Origin of the sequence: Acidimangrovimonas sediminis (genome assembly GCF_002871005.1) — a bacterium.
Taxonomy (GTDB): Bacteria; Pseudomonadota; Alphaproteobacteria; order Rhodobacterales; family Rhodobacteraceae; genus Acidimangrovimonas; species Acidimangrovimonas sediminis.
The window spans coordinates 1-14,150 of sequence record NZ_PHSN01000007.1 but is presented as its reverse complement, the minus strand read 5'-3'; the positions used below and the strand labels follow the sequence as shown (position 1 = coordinate 14,150).

Annotated in this window: 16 protein-coding genes; 2 read left to right on the top strand and 14 right to left on the bottom strand. The window is 67.7% G+C overall.

The window, feature by feature from the left end; translation table 11 throughout:
- Positions 1-6: 6 nt before the first annotated feature.
- The 14 genes from CVV76_RS08245 to CVV76_RS08180 all read right to left on the bottom strand — a co-directional run bounded on the left by CVV76_RS08245 (position 7) and on the right by CVV76_RS08180 (position 13,005).
- Positions 7-717 (bottom strand): ABC transporter ATP-binding protein, encoded by a 711-nt coding sequence (locus tag CVV76_RS08245; RefSeq protein ID WP_102224169.1) that lies wholly within the window; start codon positions 715-717, stop codon positions 7-9.
- Complete coding sequence (locus CVV76_RS08240) at positions 714-1,490, bottom strand: ABC transporter ATP-binding protein (protein WP_233192775.1); 777 nt, start codon at positions 1,488-1,490, stop codon at positions 714-716. Before CVV76_RS08240 ends, CVV76_RS08245 begins: the two co-directional genes overlap by 4 nt.
- Before the next feature lie 8 nt (positions 1,491-1,498).
- Positions 1,499-2,449 carry a branched-chain amino acid ABC transporter permease gene (locus CVV76_RS08235; RefSeq protein ID WP_102224167.1) on the bottom strand — a complete coding sequence of 317 codons (951 nt, stop codon included), beginning with the start codon at positions 2,447-2,449 and terminating at the stop codon, positions 1,499-1,501.
- A 12-nt stretch (positions 2,450-2,461) separates the two neighbouring features.
- Positions 2,462-3,331, bottom strand: a complete 870-nt coding sequence (locus CVV76_RS08230; RefSeq protein ID WP_102224166.1) for a branched-chain amino acid ABC transporter permease — start codon at positions 3,329-3,331, stop codon at positions 2,462-2,464.
- Between the two features lie 10 nt (positions 3,332-3,341).
- Positions 3,342-4,463 (bottom strand): ABC transporter substrate-binding protein, encoded by a 1,122-nt coding sequence (locus CVV76_RS08225; protein WP_102224165.1) that lies wholly within the window; start codon positions 4,461-4,463, stop codon positions 3,342-3,344.
- Between the two features lie 210 nt (positions 4,464-4,673).
- A complete protein-coding gene (locus CVV76_RS08220; protein ID WP_102224164.1) occupies positions 4,674-6,062 on the bottom strand; it encodes an amidase in 1,389 nt (462 codons plus the stop codon).
- Positions 6,063-6,099: 37 nt separating this feature from the next.
- Positions 6,100-6,873 (bottom strand): SDR family NAD(P)-dependent oxidoreductase, encoded by a 774-nt coding sequence (locus tag CVV76_RS08215; protein WP_102224163.1) that lies wholly within the window; start codon positions 6,871-6,873, stop codon positions 6,100-6,102.
- A gap of 7 nt (positions 6,874-6,880) precedes the next feature.
- Positions 6,881-7,615, bottom strand: coding sequence for an SDR family NAD(P)-dependent oxidoreductase (locus CVV76_RS08210; protein WP_102224162.1), 735 nt, complete (start codon positions 7,613-7,615; stop codon positions 6,881-6,883).
- Positions 7,612-8,430 (bottom strand): polysaccharide deacetylase family protein, encoded by an 819-nt coding sequence (locus tag CVV76_RS08205; RefSeq protein ID WP_102224161.1) that lies wholly within the window; start codon positions 8,428-8,430, stop codon positions 7,612-7,614. Before CVV76_RS08205 ends, CVV76_RS08210 begins: the two co-directional genes overlap by 4 nt.
- A gap of 24 nt (positions 8,431-8,454) precedes the next feature.
- Positions 8,455-9,243 (bottom strand): ABC transporter permease, encoded by a 789-nt coding sequence (locus tag CVV76_RS08200; RefSeq protein WP_102224160.1) that lies wholly within the window; start codon positions 9,241-9,243, stop codon positions 8,455-8,457.
- Positions 9,243-10,109: an ABC transporter permease gene (locus CVV76_RS08195; protein WP_102224159.1), complete on the bottom strand. Its 867-nt coding sequence runs from the start codon at positions 10,107-10,109 to the stop codon at positions 9,243-9,245. Before CVV76_RS08195 ends, CVV76_RS08200 begins: the two co-directional genes overlap by 1 nt.
- The gene (locus tag CVV76_RS08190) at positions 10,106-11,179 is read right to left on the bottom strand and encodes an ABC transporter ATP-binding protein (RefSeq protein WP_102224158.1); all 1,074 of its coding nucleotides are present in this window, start codon (positions 11,177-11,179) and stop codon (positions 10,106-10,108) included. The genes CVV76_RS08195 and CVV76_RS08190 overlap by 4 nt, the downstream gene beginning before the upstream one ends.
- A gap of 100 nt (positions 11,180-11,279) precedes the next feature.
- Entirely contained in the window at positions 11,280-12,296 is a 1,017-nt protein-coding gene (locus tag CVV76_RS08185) for an ABC transporter substrate-binding protein (protein WP_102224157.1), read from the bottom strand.
- A gap of 196 nt (positions 12,297-12,492) precedes the next feature.
- Positions 12,493-13,005 (bottom strand): MarR family winged helix-turn-helix transcriptional regulator, encoded by a 513-nt coding sequence (locus CVV76_RS08180; RefSeq protein ID WP_102224156.1) that lies wholly within the window; start codon positions 13,003-13,005, stop codon positions 12,493-12,495.
- A gap of 258 nt (positions 13,006-13,263) precedes the next feature.
- Here CVV76_RS08180 and CVV76_RS08175 point away from each other — a divergent pair, with 258 nt between their 5' ends.
- Both CVV76_RS08175 and CVV76_RS08170 read left to right on the top strand, forming a co-directional pair.
- A complete protein-coding gene (locus tag CVV76_RS08175; protein WP_102224155.1) occupies positions 13,264-13,479 on the top strand; it encodes a DUF1127 domain-containing protein in 216 nt (71 codons plus the stop codon).
- Positions 13,480-13,696: 217 nt separating this feature from the next.
- Positions 13,697-13,894: a hypothetical protein gene (locus CVV76_RS08170; protein WP_146010268.1), complete on the top strand. Its 198-nt coding sequence runs from the start codon at positions 13,697-13,699 to the stop codon at positions 13,892-13,894.
- Positions 13,895-14,150: the final 256 nt, after the last annotated feature.

Sequence of the window (14,150 nt, the reverse complement as noted above, 5' to 3'; positions counted from 1 at the left end):
GGCCGGTCAGTAGAGCTCCATGAGTTTTCGGTTGTCCGAAAGCTCCCCGGGCCGGCCCTCCCAGATCATCTTCCCGGATTTCATCACCTCGACCCGATCCGAGATCTTCAGCGCCTCGCGTACGTTCTGCTCGACCAGCAGGATCGACAGCCCCTCCTCCTGCTGCAACGCCCGGATCGGGGCGAGCAGGTCCTGGAAGAGCTTGGGCGCCAGCCCGATCGACGGCTCGTCAAGCAGCAGGATCCGCGGCCGGCTGAGAAGCGCGCGCCCGATGGAGACCATCTGCGCCTGCCCGCCCGACAGGGTGCCGGCCCTGCGGTGGCGGAACTCGGCGATCACCGGCAGCACGCCCAGCACCCAGTCGCGGCGCGCCGCGCGCTCGGCCTCGGGCACGCCGACCGCCCACATGCCCATCTCGAAGATCTCGTCCACGGTGAGGTTGGGAAAGATCCCCCGCCCCTCGGGCACCATCGCGATCCCCTGCAGGGCCAGCGCCTTGGGGGTGGCGCCGGTGACCGTCTCGCCGCGCAGCACCACCTCTCCCGACCCGGCCGGATGCAGGCCGAAGAGCGTCTTCATCAGCGTCGACTTGCCGGCGCCGTTGTGGCCGATGAGGCAAAGCACCTCGCCCTCGTTCAGCGCGATCGAGAGGTCTTCGAGAACCATCGCGCCGCCGTAGCCGGTGGTCAGGTTGCGGGCTTCCAGAACGGCGCTCATGCCCGGTCTCCGAAATAGATCCTGGTCAGCTCCGGGTCCTCCAGAACCGACTTGGGGTCGCCATCGGCCAGCAGCCGGCCGCGGTCGAGAAAGGCGATGCGGTCCGAGATGCCGACGACGATGTCGAGGTTGTGCTCGATGATGCAGACTGTCACCCCTGCCGCGACTTCCTCGCGCAGGAGGCGCAGGAAGGTGGCGTAGCTGTTCGGATCGAGGCCCGAGGCGGGCTCGTCCAGCAGCCACAGCCGCGCCTCGGCGGCCATGATCCGCGCCATCGAGAGGAACTTGCGCTCCGCATAGGCAAGGTCGACCGCCCTCGTGCGGGCCTTGTCGGCCAGGCCCGTGCGTTCCATCACCCGCGCCACCTTCTCGCGCTTCTCCTTCGCCGAGGGGCCCGAGACCGAGAACGGCAGCGCGCCCGGCTCCATCACCGTGAGGATGTTCTCCTCGACCGTCATGTCGTTGAACAGCCGAAGATCCTGAAAGGTGCGGGCGATGCCGAGGCGGGCGATGCGGTAGGGCTTCATCCCGCCGATATCGCGCCCGAGCCAGCGCACCGTCCCCCCCGACCGCGCGAGATGTCCGGTGATCAGGTTGAAGAACGTGGTCTTTCCCGCGCCGTTCGGGCCGACCAGCGTGGTGACGATCCCGGCGCGCAGGTCCATCGACACGTCCGACACCGCCCTCACCCCGCCAAAGCTCTTCTCGAGGCCGCGGATCTCCAGCAGGACCTCTTCCGACGGGTCTGCCTTGGCCAGGGTCGCCTCAGTCACCTGCGCCGTCATTTCGCGCCCTCCATCTTACGAGCTTCGGACTGACCCGCCGCAGCCTTGAGAGCATCGCGCTTGCGGCGCTTGCGCGCGCCCGCCGAGCGCCCGACCAACCCGCCGGGACGGAAGATCATCAGCACCGCCATGCCGAGACCGTAGATGATCTGCTGGATCGCACCGATCTCGGTCTGGGGCAGGAACCACAGGTAGCTGAGCAGCCCCGGCAGGATCAGCAGAAGCGCCGCCCCCACGACCGGCCCCAGCGCGGTGCCGGTGCCGCCGATGATCACCATCGCCATCACCAGGACCGACGTGTTCAGGGTGAAGCTCTCGACGTTGATGAAGCTGAGGTAGTTTGCGTAAAGCACACCCGCCACCGCCGCCAGCGCCGCCGACACGACGACCGAGATCGTCTTGATCAGCGCGATGTTCTTGCCGAAGCTTTCGGCCGCGCTCTCGCTGTCGCGGATCGCGGTAAGCGAGCGGCCGAAGCTGGAATGCACCAGCAGGCGCGTGACGATCAGCACGAGGACGGCCACCGCGGCGGCCAGCGGAAAGAAGGCCGCGGGGCGGTAGATGTCCTCGCCGAACATGCGCACGGCAGGAATGCCCACAAGGCCACCGATGCCGCCGGTCGCGCCCTTCCATTCCGAGAAGACGGTGATCGCCAGCATCTGCAGCCCGAGCGATGCGGCGACGAAATATTCGCCCCGGACCCGCAGCGCGGGCAGGGCCAGCGCCAGCGACAGAAGCGCCGCCACCACCATTGCCGCCGGGATCGTCACGAAGAGCGAAGCCGAGACATGCATCGCCATCTGCGCGCCGACATAGGCACCGACGCCGAAGAACACTGCATGCGCGAGCGAGAAGATCCCGGCGTAGCCCATGATGAAGTTCAGCGTGACCGCGAGGATCGCGTAGATCGACACCAGCACGCCGAGGTTGAGAAGATAGGCTTCCATCCGTCGCCCTCCCTAATGTGCCGTCGCGCGGCCGAAGAGACCGGCGGGGCGCAGGATGATCACCAGGAACAGGATCGCGAAGGTCACCGCCTCGCTCCACTGGCTGGGAAAGGCGATCAGCGCGAGGTTCTCGGCCAGCCCCAGGACGAAGCCCGCGACAAGTGCGCCGCCGATCGACCCGATCCCGCCGACGATCGTCGCGGCGAGCGAGATCAGCATGACGTGGTGCCCCAGCGCCGGGTTCAGCCCCGAGCCGAGCGCGGTCATCACCGCGCCCGGCACCACCAGGGCCGACCCGAGCGCGAAGGCGATCGACGACAGCCTCCGCGGGTCGAGGCCGAAAACACGGATCAGCTCGGGCGAATCCGCCAGCGCGCGGAGCGCCATCCCGGTGTGGGTGCGCCGCAGGAACAATTGCAGCGCGGCGAAGAACACCGCCGCGCAGGCGATCGCGATCCAGGCCAGCGGCGCGACATAGACCCCTTCCATCAGCTCGCGCGACTGGCTGAGCGTCGAGTCGATGGTGACGAAGCTGCGCCCGAACACCATGCCCACGACGTTCTCGACCACGATGCCGATGCCGAAGGAGGCAACGAAGACGGTGAAGAACGATCCCTCGTGGCGCTGGATCGGCGCGTAGACCAGCCGGTCCATGGCGACGCCGAAGGCCATTGCCGCCAGCGCCGCGAGGACGATGCCCGGGATCATCCCCAGCCCCGCCGTGTCGGCCCAGTAGAAGACATAGGCCGCCAGCACGAAGGCCGCGCCATGGGCAAAGTGGAACACCCGCGTCGCCCCGAAGATCAACGAGAAGCCGACCGCCGTGAGCGCGTAGAGCGCACCGGTCTGAAGCCCGGTGAGCGTGAGTTGAAGCCAGAGCATCGTCGCACCGTCAGTTGATATCGACGGTTTCCTGGGGCTGACCGGCCCCGTCGACGATCTTGTTCACCTGGATCGGCGCAAGCAACGTGCCGTTGTCCTGGAACGACACCGTGCCCCCCACCAGGTCGAAGCTCTTGGTCGCCTTGCGCTCGGCCAGCAGGTTGGCACCGGTGATCGGCTTGCCCGCCTCTTCCAGCTTTTGGGCGAGGATGCCGAACAGCAGCACCGCGTTATAGTAGTTCACGATGTAGGCGCTGGGTTTCTTGCCATCATGTGCCTTCTGGTAATCCGCGAGGAAGCGTTGGGTGACCTTGTCGCCGGCTTTATAGTTCACCGCCTGCGTGGTGTAGAGCAGCCCTTCCGCCTGGGGCAACTTCAGCGCGTCGGGGGTCGAGAATCCGGAATAGGAGGCCAGCTGTGCCTTCACCCCGTTGTCGCGCAGCTGCTTGGCGATCTGGATCTGCTGCGCCCCGTAGGAGGCGATGTAGACCGCATCGGCGCCCGAGGCCCGAACCTTGGCCGCGATGCCCGAGAAGTTCTGCGTGCTGGTCGGCACCGACAGCTCGGCCACCAGCTTGCCATCCACCTTGGGAAGGTTCGCGTTCAGCTCGTCAAGGATCGACTGACCCAGCGGATCGTCGACATAGACCAGCGCGACCTTCTTCATGCCGTGCTTGGCGAGATAGGGCACCATCGCGCGCACCTCGAGGTTCGCCAGCGGAATGACGTTCCAGAAGTAATCGCCCAGCTTGGCAAGGTCGGGCCCGACGCCGCCGCCGTTCACGGCGACGGTCTGACTGCGCTGCGCCAGGGTCGAGATCGCTTTGGACACACCCGTGAACGCCGAGAGGACGTAGGGCACCTGCTTGACCTCGACCAGCTTGGTCATCGCGACCACCGCAGGCTGCGGCAGGGCCTGGCTGTCCTCGTAGAGGATCTTCAGCGGTTCCTTGAGCATGTGATCGGCATTGATGTGCTCGGCCGCGAGGTCCGCGCCCGACTTGAAAACGTCCCCGTAGATGGCGTTTGTCCCACTCATCGGGAACACCGCCCCGATCTCGACATCCTTGCCGAACGCTCCCCCCGCCAACATGCAGACAGCTGCCGTCGCAGCCCAGACTCTGGCCCTCATCGGTCTCTCCTCCCGTCGCTCCTCCACATTCGCAGCGTGGAGTCCACCATGCGAACTTATGTTCATGGTATTGGATGCGGGGGGCCTGTCAACCTCGTTCGCGGGTCATGCGCAGGTTTGCGTCGGTGTGCCGGGCGCGACCGTCATCACCCCGGTCGCCTGGCGGCGGCCGGGGTGATGACGGCAGGCGGAAGGCGCGTTCTGCCCGGGTCAGCCCCGGGCGGCGGGGCCGAGCAGCGACTCGACAAGTTCGGCCACGTCGAGGATCAGCCGCTCCTGGTGCCAGTGCGACAGGATCTGAAGGCTGATGGGCAGGCCCTCGGCAGTGGTGCCGCAGGGCATCGCCAGCGCCGGGTGCCCGGACAGGTTCAGCGGAAAGGTGAAAGGATACCAGGCGCCGCGCACGGTGCCGTGGTTGCCGCCCACCGACACCTCGCCCGCGGTGTCCACGCCGATCGGCAGCGGCGGCGCCGTCAGCGTGGGCGAGACGATCACATCGAGATCGGCCAGCGCCGCCTGCAACTCGGTGAAGAACCGTGTGCGATCGTAGGTGGCCTGCGCCACGTCGCCGGCGGTCAGGCGCCCGCCCTCCTCGATCCGGGCCAGCAGCGTGGCGTCGATGACATTGCCGAACCGCGCGACATGCGGCCCCACGCGCGACGCAAGACCGTTGCGCAGCACGGTCAGGAAGGCGGGCTCCAGCGCGCGGAAATCCAGATCGATCTCGGTGACGATGGCGCCCTCGGCCTCCATCGCCCGCACCGCGGCAAGGGTCGGCGCCGCGACCTGCGGATCGACCGAGGCGCCGCCGCGGGGCAGCCAGCCCACGCGCAGCCCCCTGAGCGTATCCGTGCGCCGCGCGGGCGGCAGCGCCCCCTGCCCCCAGGGATCGCGGCTGTCGAACCCGGCCATCACCTCGAAGAAAAGCCGCGTGTCGCCCACGTTGCGGGCCATCGGGCCGACGTAGGAATTGGCGCCGAAAAGATCGGGCAGTTGCAGGTGCGGGATCCGCCCCAGCGTGGCCTTCAGCCCCACGATGCCGCAGCAGGCTGCCGGGATGCGGATCGACCCGCCGCCGTCCGACCCGATCGACAGGGGGCCCATCCCCGCCGCCACCGCCACGGCCGAACCGGAGCTGGACGCGCCCGGCGTATGGCCCGGATGCGTCGGGTGCAGCGTCCTGCCCGAGACGGGAGAGGTCGCCTCGGGCTTGTGACCGAACTCGGGCGTCGTGGTCTTGCCCAGCAGGATGCCCCCGGCGGCGCGGCTGCGCGCAACGGAAACGCCGTCCTCGGCCGGCACGTTCGCCTCGAAGATCTTCGAACCCTGGGTCGTGCGCATCCCCGCCGTATTGATCAGATCCTTCACGGAATAGGGTACGCCGTGGATCGGCCCCAGCGCCTCCCCCGCCCTGACGGCCGCCTCGGCCTGGCGGGCGGCGGCCAGCGCGCCCTCGGCATCCACGGTGACGAAGGCGTTCAGATCGGCCCGCGCGGCGATCCGGTCGAGCGCGGCCTGCGTCGCCTCGACTGGCGAGAGGGCGCCCTTGCGGATCTGGGCGGCCATGTCACGGGCGGAAAGGTCAAGGATGTCGGTCATGGCGGGGTCCTTCGGGGCTGCGGGCGGGAAGCGCGGGTCAGAGCAGGTTGCGCCCGCCGTTGATGGCGATGGTCTGGCCGGTGACGAAGCGCGCCTCGTCCGAGGCGAGGTAGGCCACGAGGCCCGCCACATCCTCGGGCGAGGCGATGAAGCCCGCGGGGGTGGCGGCGACCAGCGCATCGAGGGTTTCGCGCGGGATGCACCGGTGCGCCTCGGTCGCGATCGCGCCGGGGCAGACGGCGTTGACGGTGACGCCCTTCGGCGCCAGCTCCATCGCCAGCGCCCGGGTGAAGCCGATGACGCCCATCTTGGCGGTGGCGTAATCGGCCAGCCGGAGGTCGCCCGACAGCGCCGCGTCGCTCGACATGTTGACGATCCGGCCATGTCCCCGTGCGGCCATCCCCGGCGCCACGCGGCGCGACAGGCGCATCGTGGTGATCAGGTTGATGTCGAGGACGAAACGCCAGGTGTCCTCCTCCGACTCGCAGAACAGCCCCGCCCTTTCGCGGGCGCTACGGCCGAGGTTGTTGAAGAGGATGTCGACCGGGCCGAACCGGGCCTCCACCTCCTTCAGCGCGCGGGCCTGCGCCTCGGCGTCGGTGCCGTCGAAGGCGCAGGACAGCCAGCGGCCGCCGTCGCCGCCGGGGTCGCCGCCGGGGCCATTATCGTGGCGATTATCGGGTGCGGGCGCCTCCACGAGGTCGAAGACCGCAACCCGCGCGCCTTCGGCGTGAAACCTGCGCGCGGTGGCGCCGCCGATGCCGCCGGCACCGCCGGTGATCAGCACCGTCCTGTCCTGGAAACGGGTCATGGCGCCCTCAATGAAAGCTGCGCCCGGCATCGACGGCCAGCGTCGTTCCGGTGATGTAGGAGGCCGCGGGCGAGGCGAGGAAGACGATCGCCTCGGCAAGCTCATCGGGTTCGGCCACCCGGCCCAGCGGATAGCGCGCGCGGATCTGGTCGAGCCGGGCCTCGCTGTCGGCATGGTCGCGGTAGCTCTGCTCGAAGAGCGGGGTCTGTACGGCACCCGGGCAGACGGTGTTGACCCGGATGCCATGCGCGGCCCAGTCCAGCGCCAGCGACTTCGACAGCATCACCACCCCCGCCTTGGAGGCGCAATAGGCCGCCCGGTCGGGGATCGGCGACAGCCCCGCCGCCGAGGAGACGTTGACCACCGACGCCCGATCGGAGGCGCGCAGGTAGGGAAAGGCCGCGCGGCAGGCCCGCATCGGGCCGTTCAGGTTGATGTCGAGCACGTGGTTCCACTCGGCATCGCCCATCTCGGAGAATGGGGTCTCGAGGTCGATGCCCGCGGAGTTCACGAGGATGTCGATCCCGCCCAGGGCCGCGGCCATGGCGGCGACCGCGGCCTCCAGCCCCGGCGGATCGGTCAGGTCGGCCACCGCCGAGGCGATCCCCGGAACGGCCACGGCCTCGCGGTCGATCACCGCGACGGCCGCACCGCGCGACAGAAGCATCCGCGCCGTCGCCAGCCCGATGCCCGAGGCCCCGCCGGTGATCAGCACCCGCAGGCCGCTGCACGCCCCGCTCATGCCGTGGCCATCAGCCCGGGCCGCATGTCGGCGGCGATGCGGTCGCAGCGGTCGATCCAGACGCCGGTTTGCGCCGTGACATGCCGGATGAACTTGTCCAGCAGGATCGCGCCCGAGGGCTGGCCGATGAATTCCGGGTGGCAGGCCAGCACCATCATCCGCTCCTCGGCAAAGAGCGTGTCGAATTCCCAGCTCCAGATATCCAGCACCTGCCGCGGGTTGGTGATGGTGCGGCCCGGCAGGATCTTGGCGAACTGGAAATAGGGGCTGTCGGTGTTGATGTAGCGGAACGGCAGCTCGACGCAGTCGATCTCGGCGCCGCGGACCTTGAGCATGTAGGGCTCGTCATTGTCGAAGAAGTTGGAGGAATAGCGGAAATCGTATTCCTTGATCAGGTCCATGGTGACATCGGTCACCTCGGCGGCGGGCGACCTCCAGCCGCGCGGCGCCTCGCCGGTCGCCTTGATGATCGCCTGCTGCGCGCGCTCCATCTCCTCGCGCTCTTCCTCGGGGGTGAGGGTGACGATCCAGCGGTGGGTGTGGCTGTGGTGGGCGATCTCGTGGCCGTCCTTCAGCAGCGCGTCGATTACCTCCTGGTGCGCCTCGACCACCACGCCGGGCACGAAGAAGGTGGACTTGATGTCGTAGCGCTTGAGTACCTCGAGCACCCGCCAGACGCCGCGCTTCCAGCCGTAGGCGCCCTGCGACATCAGGATCGGGCGGGTGTGGGCCTCGGGGTCGCGCGCCGTCCACATCGTCTCGCAGTCGAGATCGAAGGTCAGCATCATCGGGAAGCCTTTGGAGGTAAAGCTCATGGGTCTTGTCCGTTCGGGTTGGTGTCAGAAGAAGCGCGTGAGCGAGGTGCGCCACTGCGCGATGATCAGCGCGACGGCGGCGCCCGCGATCAGCAGGGTCGAGGCGGCAGCGATGGACGGATCGACGCCCTGGTCGACGGCGGCGTAGATCTTGACCGGCAGGGTCGACTGGCGCGGCGTCAGCAGGAAGATCGTCACCGGCACGTTGTCGAGCGAGGTGACGAAGGAAAACACGCAGCCCGCCATCAGCCCCGGCTTCAGAAGCGGCAGCGTGACCAGCCGGAAGGCGGTGAAGCTGCGTGCGCCCAGCACTTGCGCGGCCTCCTCGATCTGCGGGTTGATGCCCACGAGCGACGCCATGGCCGAGCGCACGACATAGGGCAGCGTGATCAGCACATGCGCCAGCACGAGGATCAGGGTGTTCCCCCGCAGCCCCATGAGCGACACGAACTGCAAGAGCGCCACGCCGATCACCACCGCCGGAAAGACCAGCGGCGCCATCACCAGCGACAGGATCGCCTCGCGTCCCGGCACCATGCGGTGGTGCAGCGCGTAGCTGACCATGGTGCCGAAGATCAGCGACAGGATGGTCGCGGCGCAGGCAAGCCACAGGCTGGTGCCGATGGCCCGCAGGTAGCCGTCGTCGCCCAGCACCTCGGCGAACCAGTGCAGCGTCCATCCCTTGGGCGGCACGGTGAGGTAGGTCGTCTTGGTGAAGGAGGCCAGCACCACGACCACGGTCGGCGCGTTCATGAAGATCAGCACGGCAGCGGCGGCCAGCACGATCCACACGGAATTGCGGCGCGGCATCATCAGGAGTTCCCCCCGGAGATCCCGCGCGTCAGGCGGTTGCCGATGCGGTTGGCGCCCCAGATCAGCGCCAGCGCGATCACCGTCAGCACGAAGGCCAGCGCCGCCCCGCCGGGCCAGTTCAGGTTGGTCATGAACTCCTCGTAGATCTGCGTGGCCATCACCCGGTAGGTCGGCCCGCCGAGCATCCGCGGCGTCACCAGCGCGCTGATCGACAGCACGAACACGAGGATCGACCCGGTGAGGATCCCCGGCAGCGCCAGCGGCAGGGTGATGGTGAAGAAGGTGCGCAGCCGCGAGGCCTTGAGGATCAGGGCCGCGGCCTCGACATCCGCGGGGATGTTCTGCAGCGCCGGGATCAGCAGCAGCACCATGAACGGCAGGAAGATCTGCACAAGACCGATCGTCACGCCGGTCAGGTCGTACATCAGCGGCAGCGGATGCGCGATCAGCCCTGCGCCGATGAGCGCCTCATTGATGATCCCGCGCGGGGCAAGCAGCACCATCCAGCCGAAGGACCGCACCACGATGTTGCACAGGAGCGGAAAGATCACGAGGAGGATCGAGGCGGTCTGCACCTTCGGCCCCGACCGCAGGATGAAGAGCGCGAGCGGAAAGGCCAGAAGGAGGCAGAGCGCGGTGACGATCACCCCCAGCAACAGCGTGCGCCCGATGATCGTCAGGTAGAACGGGTCGGTGATGACGCCGATGTAATTCTCCAGCGTCCAGCTGTCGCCGATCCCGGACATGCCGGAATAGTTGCGCAGGCTGAGCATGCCCATGATCGCCGTGGGGGCGAGGAAGCCCACCACCAGCAGCACCGTCACCGGCGCGATCAGCCACAGGCCCGAGATGCGCCGCGCGCTCATGCCCCTGCCGCCCCGGCCGGGGCCACGAAGACCCGTTCCGGCGCGACGCTCAGGCGCACCCGGTCGCCCGGCGCCAGGGTCGCGCGCGGATCCTGCTGCGCCACCCGGGCCAGCAGCTCAACCCCTTCGGCAACCGCCACGAGGAACTGAACCGAGGCCCCCTCGAACAGCCGCAGCCGGATCGTACCCTCGATGGCACCCGCCCCCGCATCGTCCGCGATCGGCGCGATCGCCACATCCTCCTGTCGCAACGTCACGCGCACCGGTGTGCCATCGGCCAGCGTGTCGTTTGCCGACGTGAGGGCGATGCCGCCACCCAGATCCACCCGGGCGCCGCGCATCGTGCCCGAAAGCTTGTTGGGGCTGCCGATGAAATCCGCGACGAAACCGGTCGCGGGGGAAAGGTAGACCTCCTCGGGCGTGCCAATCTGCTGGATCACGCCGCCGGCCATCAGGCAGATCCGGTCCGACAGCGTCATCGCCTCGTGCTGGTCGTGGGTGACGAAGATCGAGGTGAGCCCGAGTTCGGCCTGCAATTGCTTCAGCTCGATCTGCATCTCCTCGCGCAGCTGCGCGTCGAGGTTGGAGAGCGGCTCATCGAACAGGAGGATCCCCGGCCGCGGCGCGATCGACCGCGCCAGCGCCACGCGCTGCTGTTGCCCGCCCGACAATTGCCGCGGGTAACGGTCACCCAGATGGCCCAGACGCACCCGCGCCAGCGCCTCGGTCACGCGGCCGGAAAGCTCCGCCCCCTTCACGCCGAGCCGCCGCAACCCGAAGGCCACGTTGTCGGCGACCGTCAGGTGCGGGAACAGCGCGTAGGACTGGAACACGAGGCCGAGGTTGCGCCGGTTCGGCGGCAGGCGGGTCACGTCCTCGCCGCCGATCAGGATCTGGCCCGAGGTCGGCGCCAGCAGCCCTGCCACCATGCGCAGGATCGTGGTCTTGCCACAGCCCGAGGGGCCCAGCAGCGAGACGAACTCGCCCTCGGCCACCTCGAGCGAGACGGATTTGACGACCTCCGTCTCGTCATAGCGTTTGACCAGCGAACGTAGGGAAAGCGAGGACAAGGCGGGCTCCGTCTTGCGGGGAAGGTGACAGGTTCAGGGCACCCGCCGCCCGCGGGGAAGCAGCGCGGGCGGCGGGTGCGGGGCAGGCCCTCGCGGGCCGTCAGTGGGTGATCTGGTGTTCCCAGGTCTTGCGCCACTTGCCCACGTCGGCCGCGACCTTGGCGGGATCGGGGAAGTAGATCGTGCCGTATTTCTCCGGCGGCACGGCCTTGGCGGCGTCGCCCGTCAACTTGACCGTCTTGTTGACCGAGCCCTCGTACATCGTGTCGGCAAAACATTTCTGCGCCGGCGCCGACAGCACGGTGTCGATGTATTTCTCGGCCCCCGCGACGTTCTGGGCGCCCTTCGGGATCACCAGCGCCACCTTGATGCCGACGGCACCCTCCTTCGGGTAGGCGACGGCCACCGACAGGCCCGACTTGGCTGCGACGGTGGCACGGTCAGGATACCACGGCGCGATGTCGATCTCGCCGCGCTCGAACATTGAAATCAGCTGATCGGCCTGGGTGTAATAGGCGCTGACATGGGGCGAGACCGCCTTGATCGCCTTGAAGCCCGGGGCGAGGTCGTCGATGCTGCCGCCGTTCATCCGCGCCGCGGCCAGCAGGAAGTCGACCCCCGCCGTGCCCGAGATGTCGGGCAGCGCCGCGCGGCCTTTCTTCGCCGCGGCAAAGACATCGGCCCAGCTGTCCGGCGGCGTCTTGTAGGCCTTGGGATTGTAGGCGATGACCGTCGCGCTCCACTGGTAGATCACGTACTGGCCATCGGCGCCGATCGAGCCCTTCACGAGATCCTTGGAATTCGAGACCTTCGACATGTCGATCTTGGTCAGCAGCCCTTCCGAGGCCAGCTGCTGGGCGAAGGAATTGTCGATGTAGACGACGTCGTAATCGCTCTTGCCGCCGGTGGCGCGCACCTTGGCCGCGAATTGCGACGAGCTGCCCTGCTGCGTGACGACGGTGTCGCCCGAGGCCTTCTCGAACGGCTTGATGTGGCACTGGTCCGCAGCCTTGGCGAAGGAGCCGCCGAACAGGCCGACGACAAGATCCTTGGCCTGGGCGCTGGCCCCGGCGCAAAGCGACGCGGCAAGGATGCCGCCGAAAATCACTCTCTTCATGTTTTCCCCGTTGGTTGTGGCATCGTCTTGCCTCCGACCCTAGGGACACATCCTGCAATTTGTCTTTCTAAAAAGATACCATAAAGATTAAAAATCGCGCCATGGCATCCTCCTGCCCAAGAACCAAGCAAACCGGGGGAAGCCGGAGGGTGCTGCTGCGCCTGCCCGCGTCACGTCGGGGGCGGGCGTCCGCCGGTCACCCGATCGAATTGATCAGAATCATCCGCCGCAGCAGGTCGATCAACAGCTGGCGCTCATCCTCGCTGAACATGCGCGTCAGGTTGCGCTCGGCCTCGGCCTGAACCGGCATCACCTCGGTCGCGGTGCGCAGGCCCTCCTCGGTCAGCTCCACCACGACGCCGCGGCCGTCCTCGGGGTCGGTCATGCGGCGGATCAGCCCCTGCTTTTCCGTCCGTGCAAGCAGGTTGGACAGGCCGCCCGAGGTGATCAGCAAGGTTGCCTGCAACGCCTTGGGCGACAGCCGGTAGGGCGGGCCGGAGACCCGCAGCGTGGCGATGATCGCGTAGGTGGTGTACTTCAGCCCGAACTTCGTCGTCGTCTCGTTCATCCGCTCGAAGACCATCTCTCCCAGCATCAGGAGGCGGCCGGTCACCGCCTTGCCGGAGGTATCGAGCTCGGGCACCTCGCGCGCCCACATCTCGATGCCGCGATCCGTGAGATCCCGTTCCTGGTCCATTTCGAAGGGCATGACACTCACCACTCTTTCTTTTCGAAAAGATAGTTCGAAGATGGCTCAGGGAAAAGTCATCATCGCGCCCCCCGTGGCAGCCCTCCTCAAGGCGCCGCCCCCTTCCCGCCCGTATATGGCCCGCACCCGCCCGACCTCACGGAAGCGTCATGCATGCACATGCTGCATGGCGGCAATTCGCTATCTCCGGATTGTGCAGGCGCAGCAATTTCATATGTTAGCGCCAACAGCAACGAATACGAAGCAAGAGGAAGACCGATGGCTACCCTGAGCACGACCCATGTTGCCGGCTTCGCCCGTACCGGGCGGCTGGGCCTCCTGAAATCGCAACTCGACGCCGCGCTGGCCCGCCGCCGCGTGTACCGCACGACGCTGAACGAACTGCGCGCACTGTCCGACCGCGACCTCGCGGATCTGGGCATGCACCGCGCTTCGATCCGCCAGGTGGCGCTGCAGGCCGCGAACAACGGCTGAACAAGTTCCCGGAAGGCCTCTCCTCCTCCCTGGGCCTTCCTGATTGCGCGGCGGCATCCCTCCTCCCTGATGCCGCCGCGCCTTTGATTCCAGGCCCCCGCACGACGCGGGCCGGCCCTGCCCCCCTCCCCAGCCCGGAAGTGATGCGTCTTGAAGCGCAAACCCGCGTATGCTCGGGTGGTGACCGGCCGGTGCGGCCGCTGCGAGGGATAGGCCTTTGACTCTGATGCAGAACGCCACGACCGACCCGGCACTGACCGGCGTCGTGCTGCTTGGGCTCCTCCTGCTCATGTCGCTTGCCGGCGGTGTCTTCAGGGGCCTGTTCCTGGCCCTTTTCCTGAACCGGATGCTGCGCATAGCCCTGCCCCTGTCGTTGGGGGCCGGGGGCGTCTACTGGCTTGCGCATACGTTCTGAACTGGGCGCATGAGGCCTTGCCGACGCCCCCGAGCCCGTGCATCGCAGTCGAGGTGATGGCGGCGTTGTGGCTGCGGGCGAAGATCTGGTGGAGACGGTTGAGATCCTCGGTCCGGGTGGCCTGCCCCCCTTGGGTCCCTCGTTCATAGCGAGAGTCTGCGGGTTTGAGTTTGGTAGTCTGGGCGGTCTTTCTGGGCAAGCGCGCCGGGCGTCGTCCAGGGTGTCGAAGATCTCCTCGTTGAGATGGCGTAATCGG

What these genes read in the sequence shown, in the direction of transcription:
- CVV76_RS08220 (WP_102224164.1), bottom strand. Translation starts at nt 6,062, where the DNA reads ATGACCGACATCCTTGACCTTTCCGCCCGTGACATGGCCGCCCAGATC.
- CVV76_RS08195 (WP_102224159.1), bottom strand. Translation starts at nt 10,109, where the DNA reads ATGAGCGCGCGGCGCATCTCGGGCCTGTGGCTGATCGCGCCGGTGACG.
- CVV76_RS08210 (WP_102224162.1), bottom strand. Translation starts at nt 7,615, where the DNA reads ATGAGCGGGGCGTGCAGCGGCCTGCGGGTGCTGATCACCGGCGGGGCC.
- CVV76_RS08230 (WP_102224166.1), bottom strand. Translation starts at nt 3,331, where the DNA reads ATGCTCTGGCTTCAACTCACGCTCACCGGGCTTCAGACCGGTGCGCTC.
- CVV76_RS08225 (WP_102224165.1), bottom strand. Translation starts at nt 4,463, where the DNA reads ATGAGGGCCAGAGTCTGGGCTGCGACGGCAGCTGTCTGCATGTTGGCG.
- CVV76_RS08245 (WP_102224169.1), bottom strand. Translation starts at nt 717, where the DNA reads ATGAGCGCCGTTCTGGAAGCCCGCAACCTGACCACCGGCTACGGCGGC.
- CVV76_RS08185 (WP_102224157.1), bottom strand. Translation starts at nt 12,296, where the DNA reads ATGAAGAGAGTGATTTTCGGCGGCATCCTTGCCGCGTCGCTTTGCGCC.
- CVV76_RS08180 (WP_102224156.1), bottom strand. Translation starts at nt 13,005, where the DNA reads ATGCCCTTCGAAATGGACCAGGAACGGGATCTCACGGATCGCGGCATC.
- CVV76_RS08175 (WP_102224155.1), top strand. Translation starts at nt 13,264, where the DNA reads ATGGCTACCCTGAGCACGACCCATGTTGCCGGCTTCGCCCGTACCGGG.
- CVV76_RS08200 (WP_102224160.1), bottom strand. Translation starts at nt 9,243, where the DNA reads ATGATGCCGCGCCGCAATTCCGTGTGGATCGTGCTGGCCGCCGCTGCC.
- CVV76_RS08215 (WP_102224163.1), bottom strand. Translation starts at nt 6,873, where the DNA reads ATGACCCGTTTCCAGGACAGGACGGTGCTGATCACCGGCGGTGCCGGC.
- CVV76_RS08205 (WP_102224161.1), bottom strand. Translation starts at nt 8,430, where the DNA reads ATGAGCTTTACCTCCAAAGGCTTCCCGATGATGCTGACCTTCGATCTC.
- CVV76_RS08235 (WP_102224167.1), bottom strand. Translation starts at nt 2,449, where the DNA reads ATGGAAGCCTATCTTCTCAACCTCGGCGTGCTGGTGTCGATCTACGCG.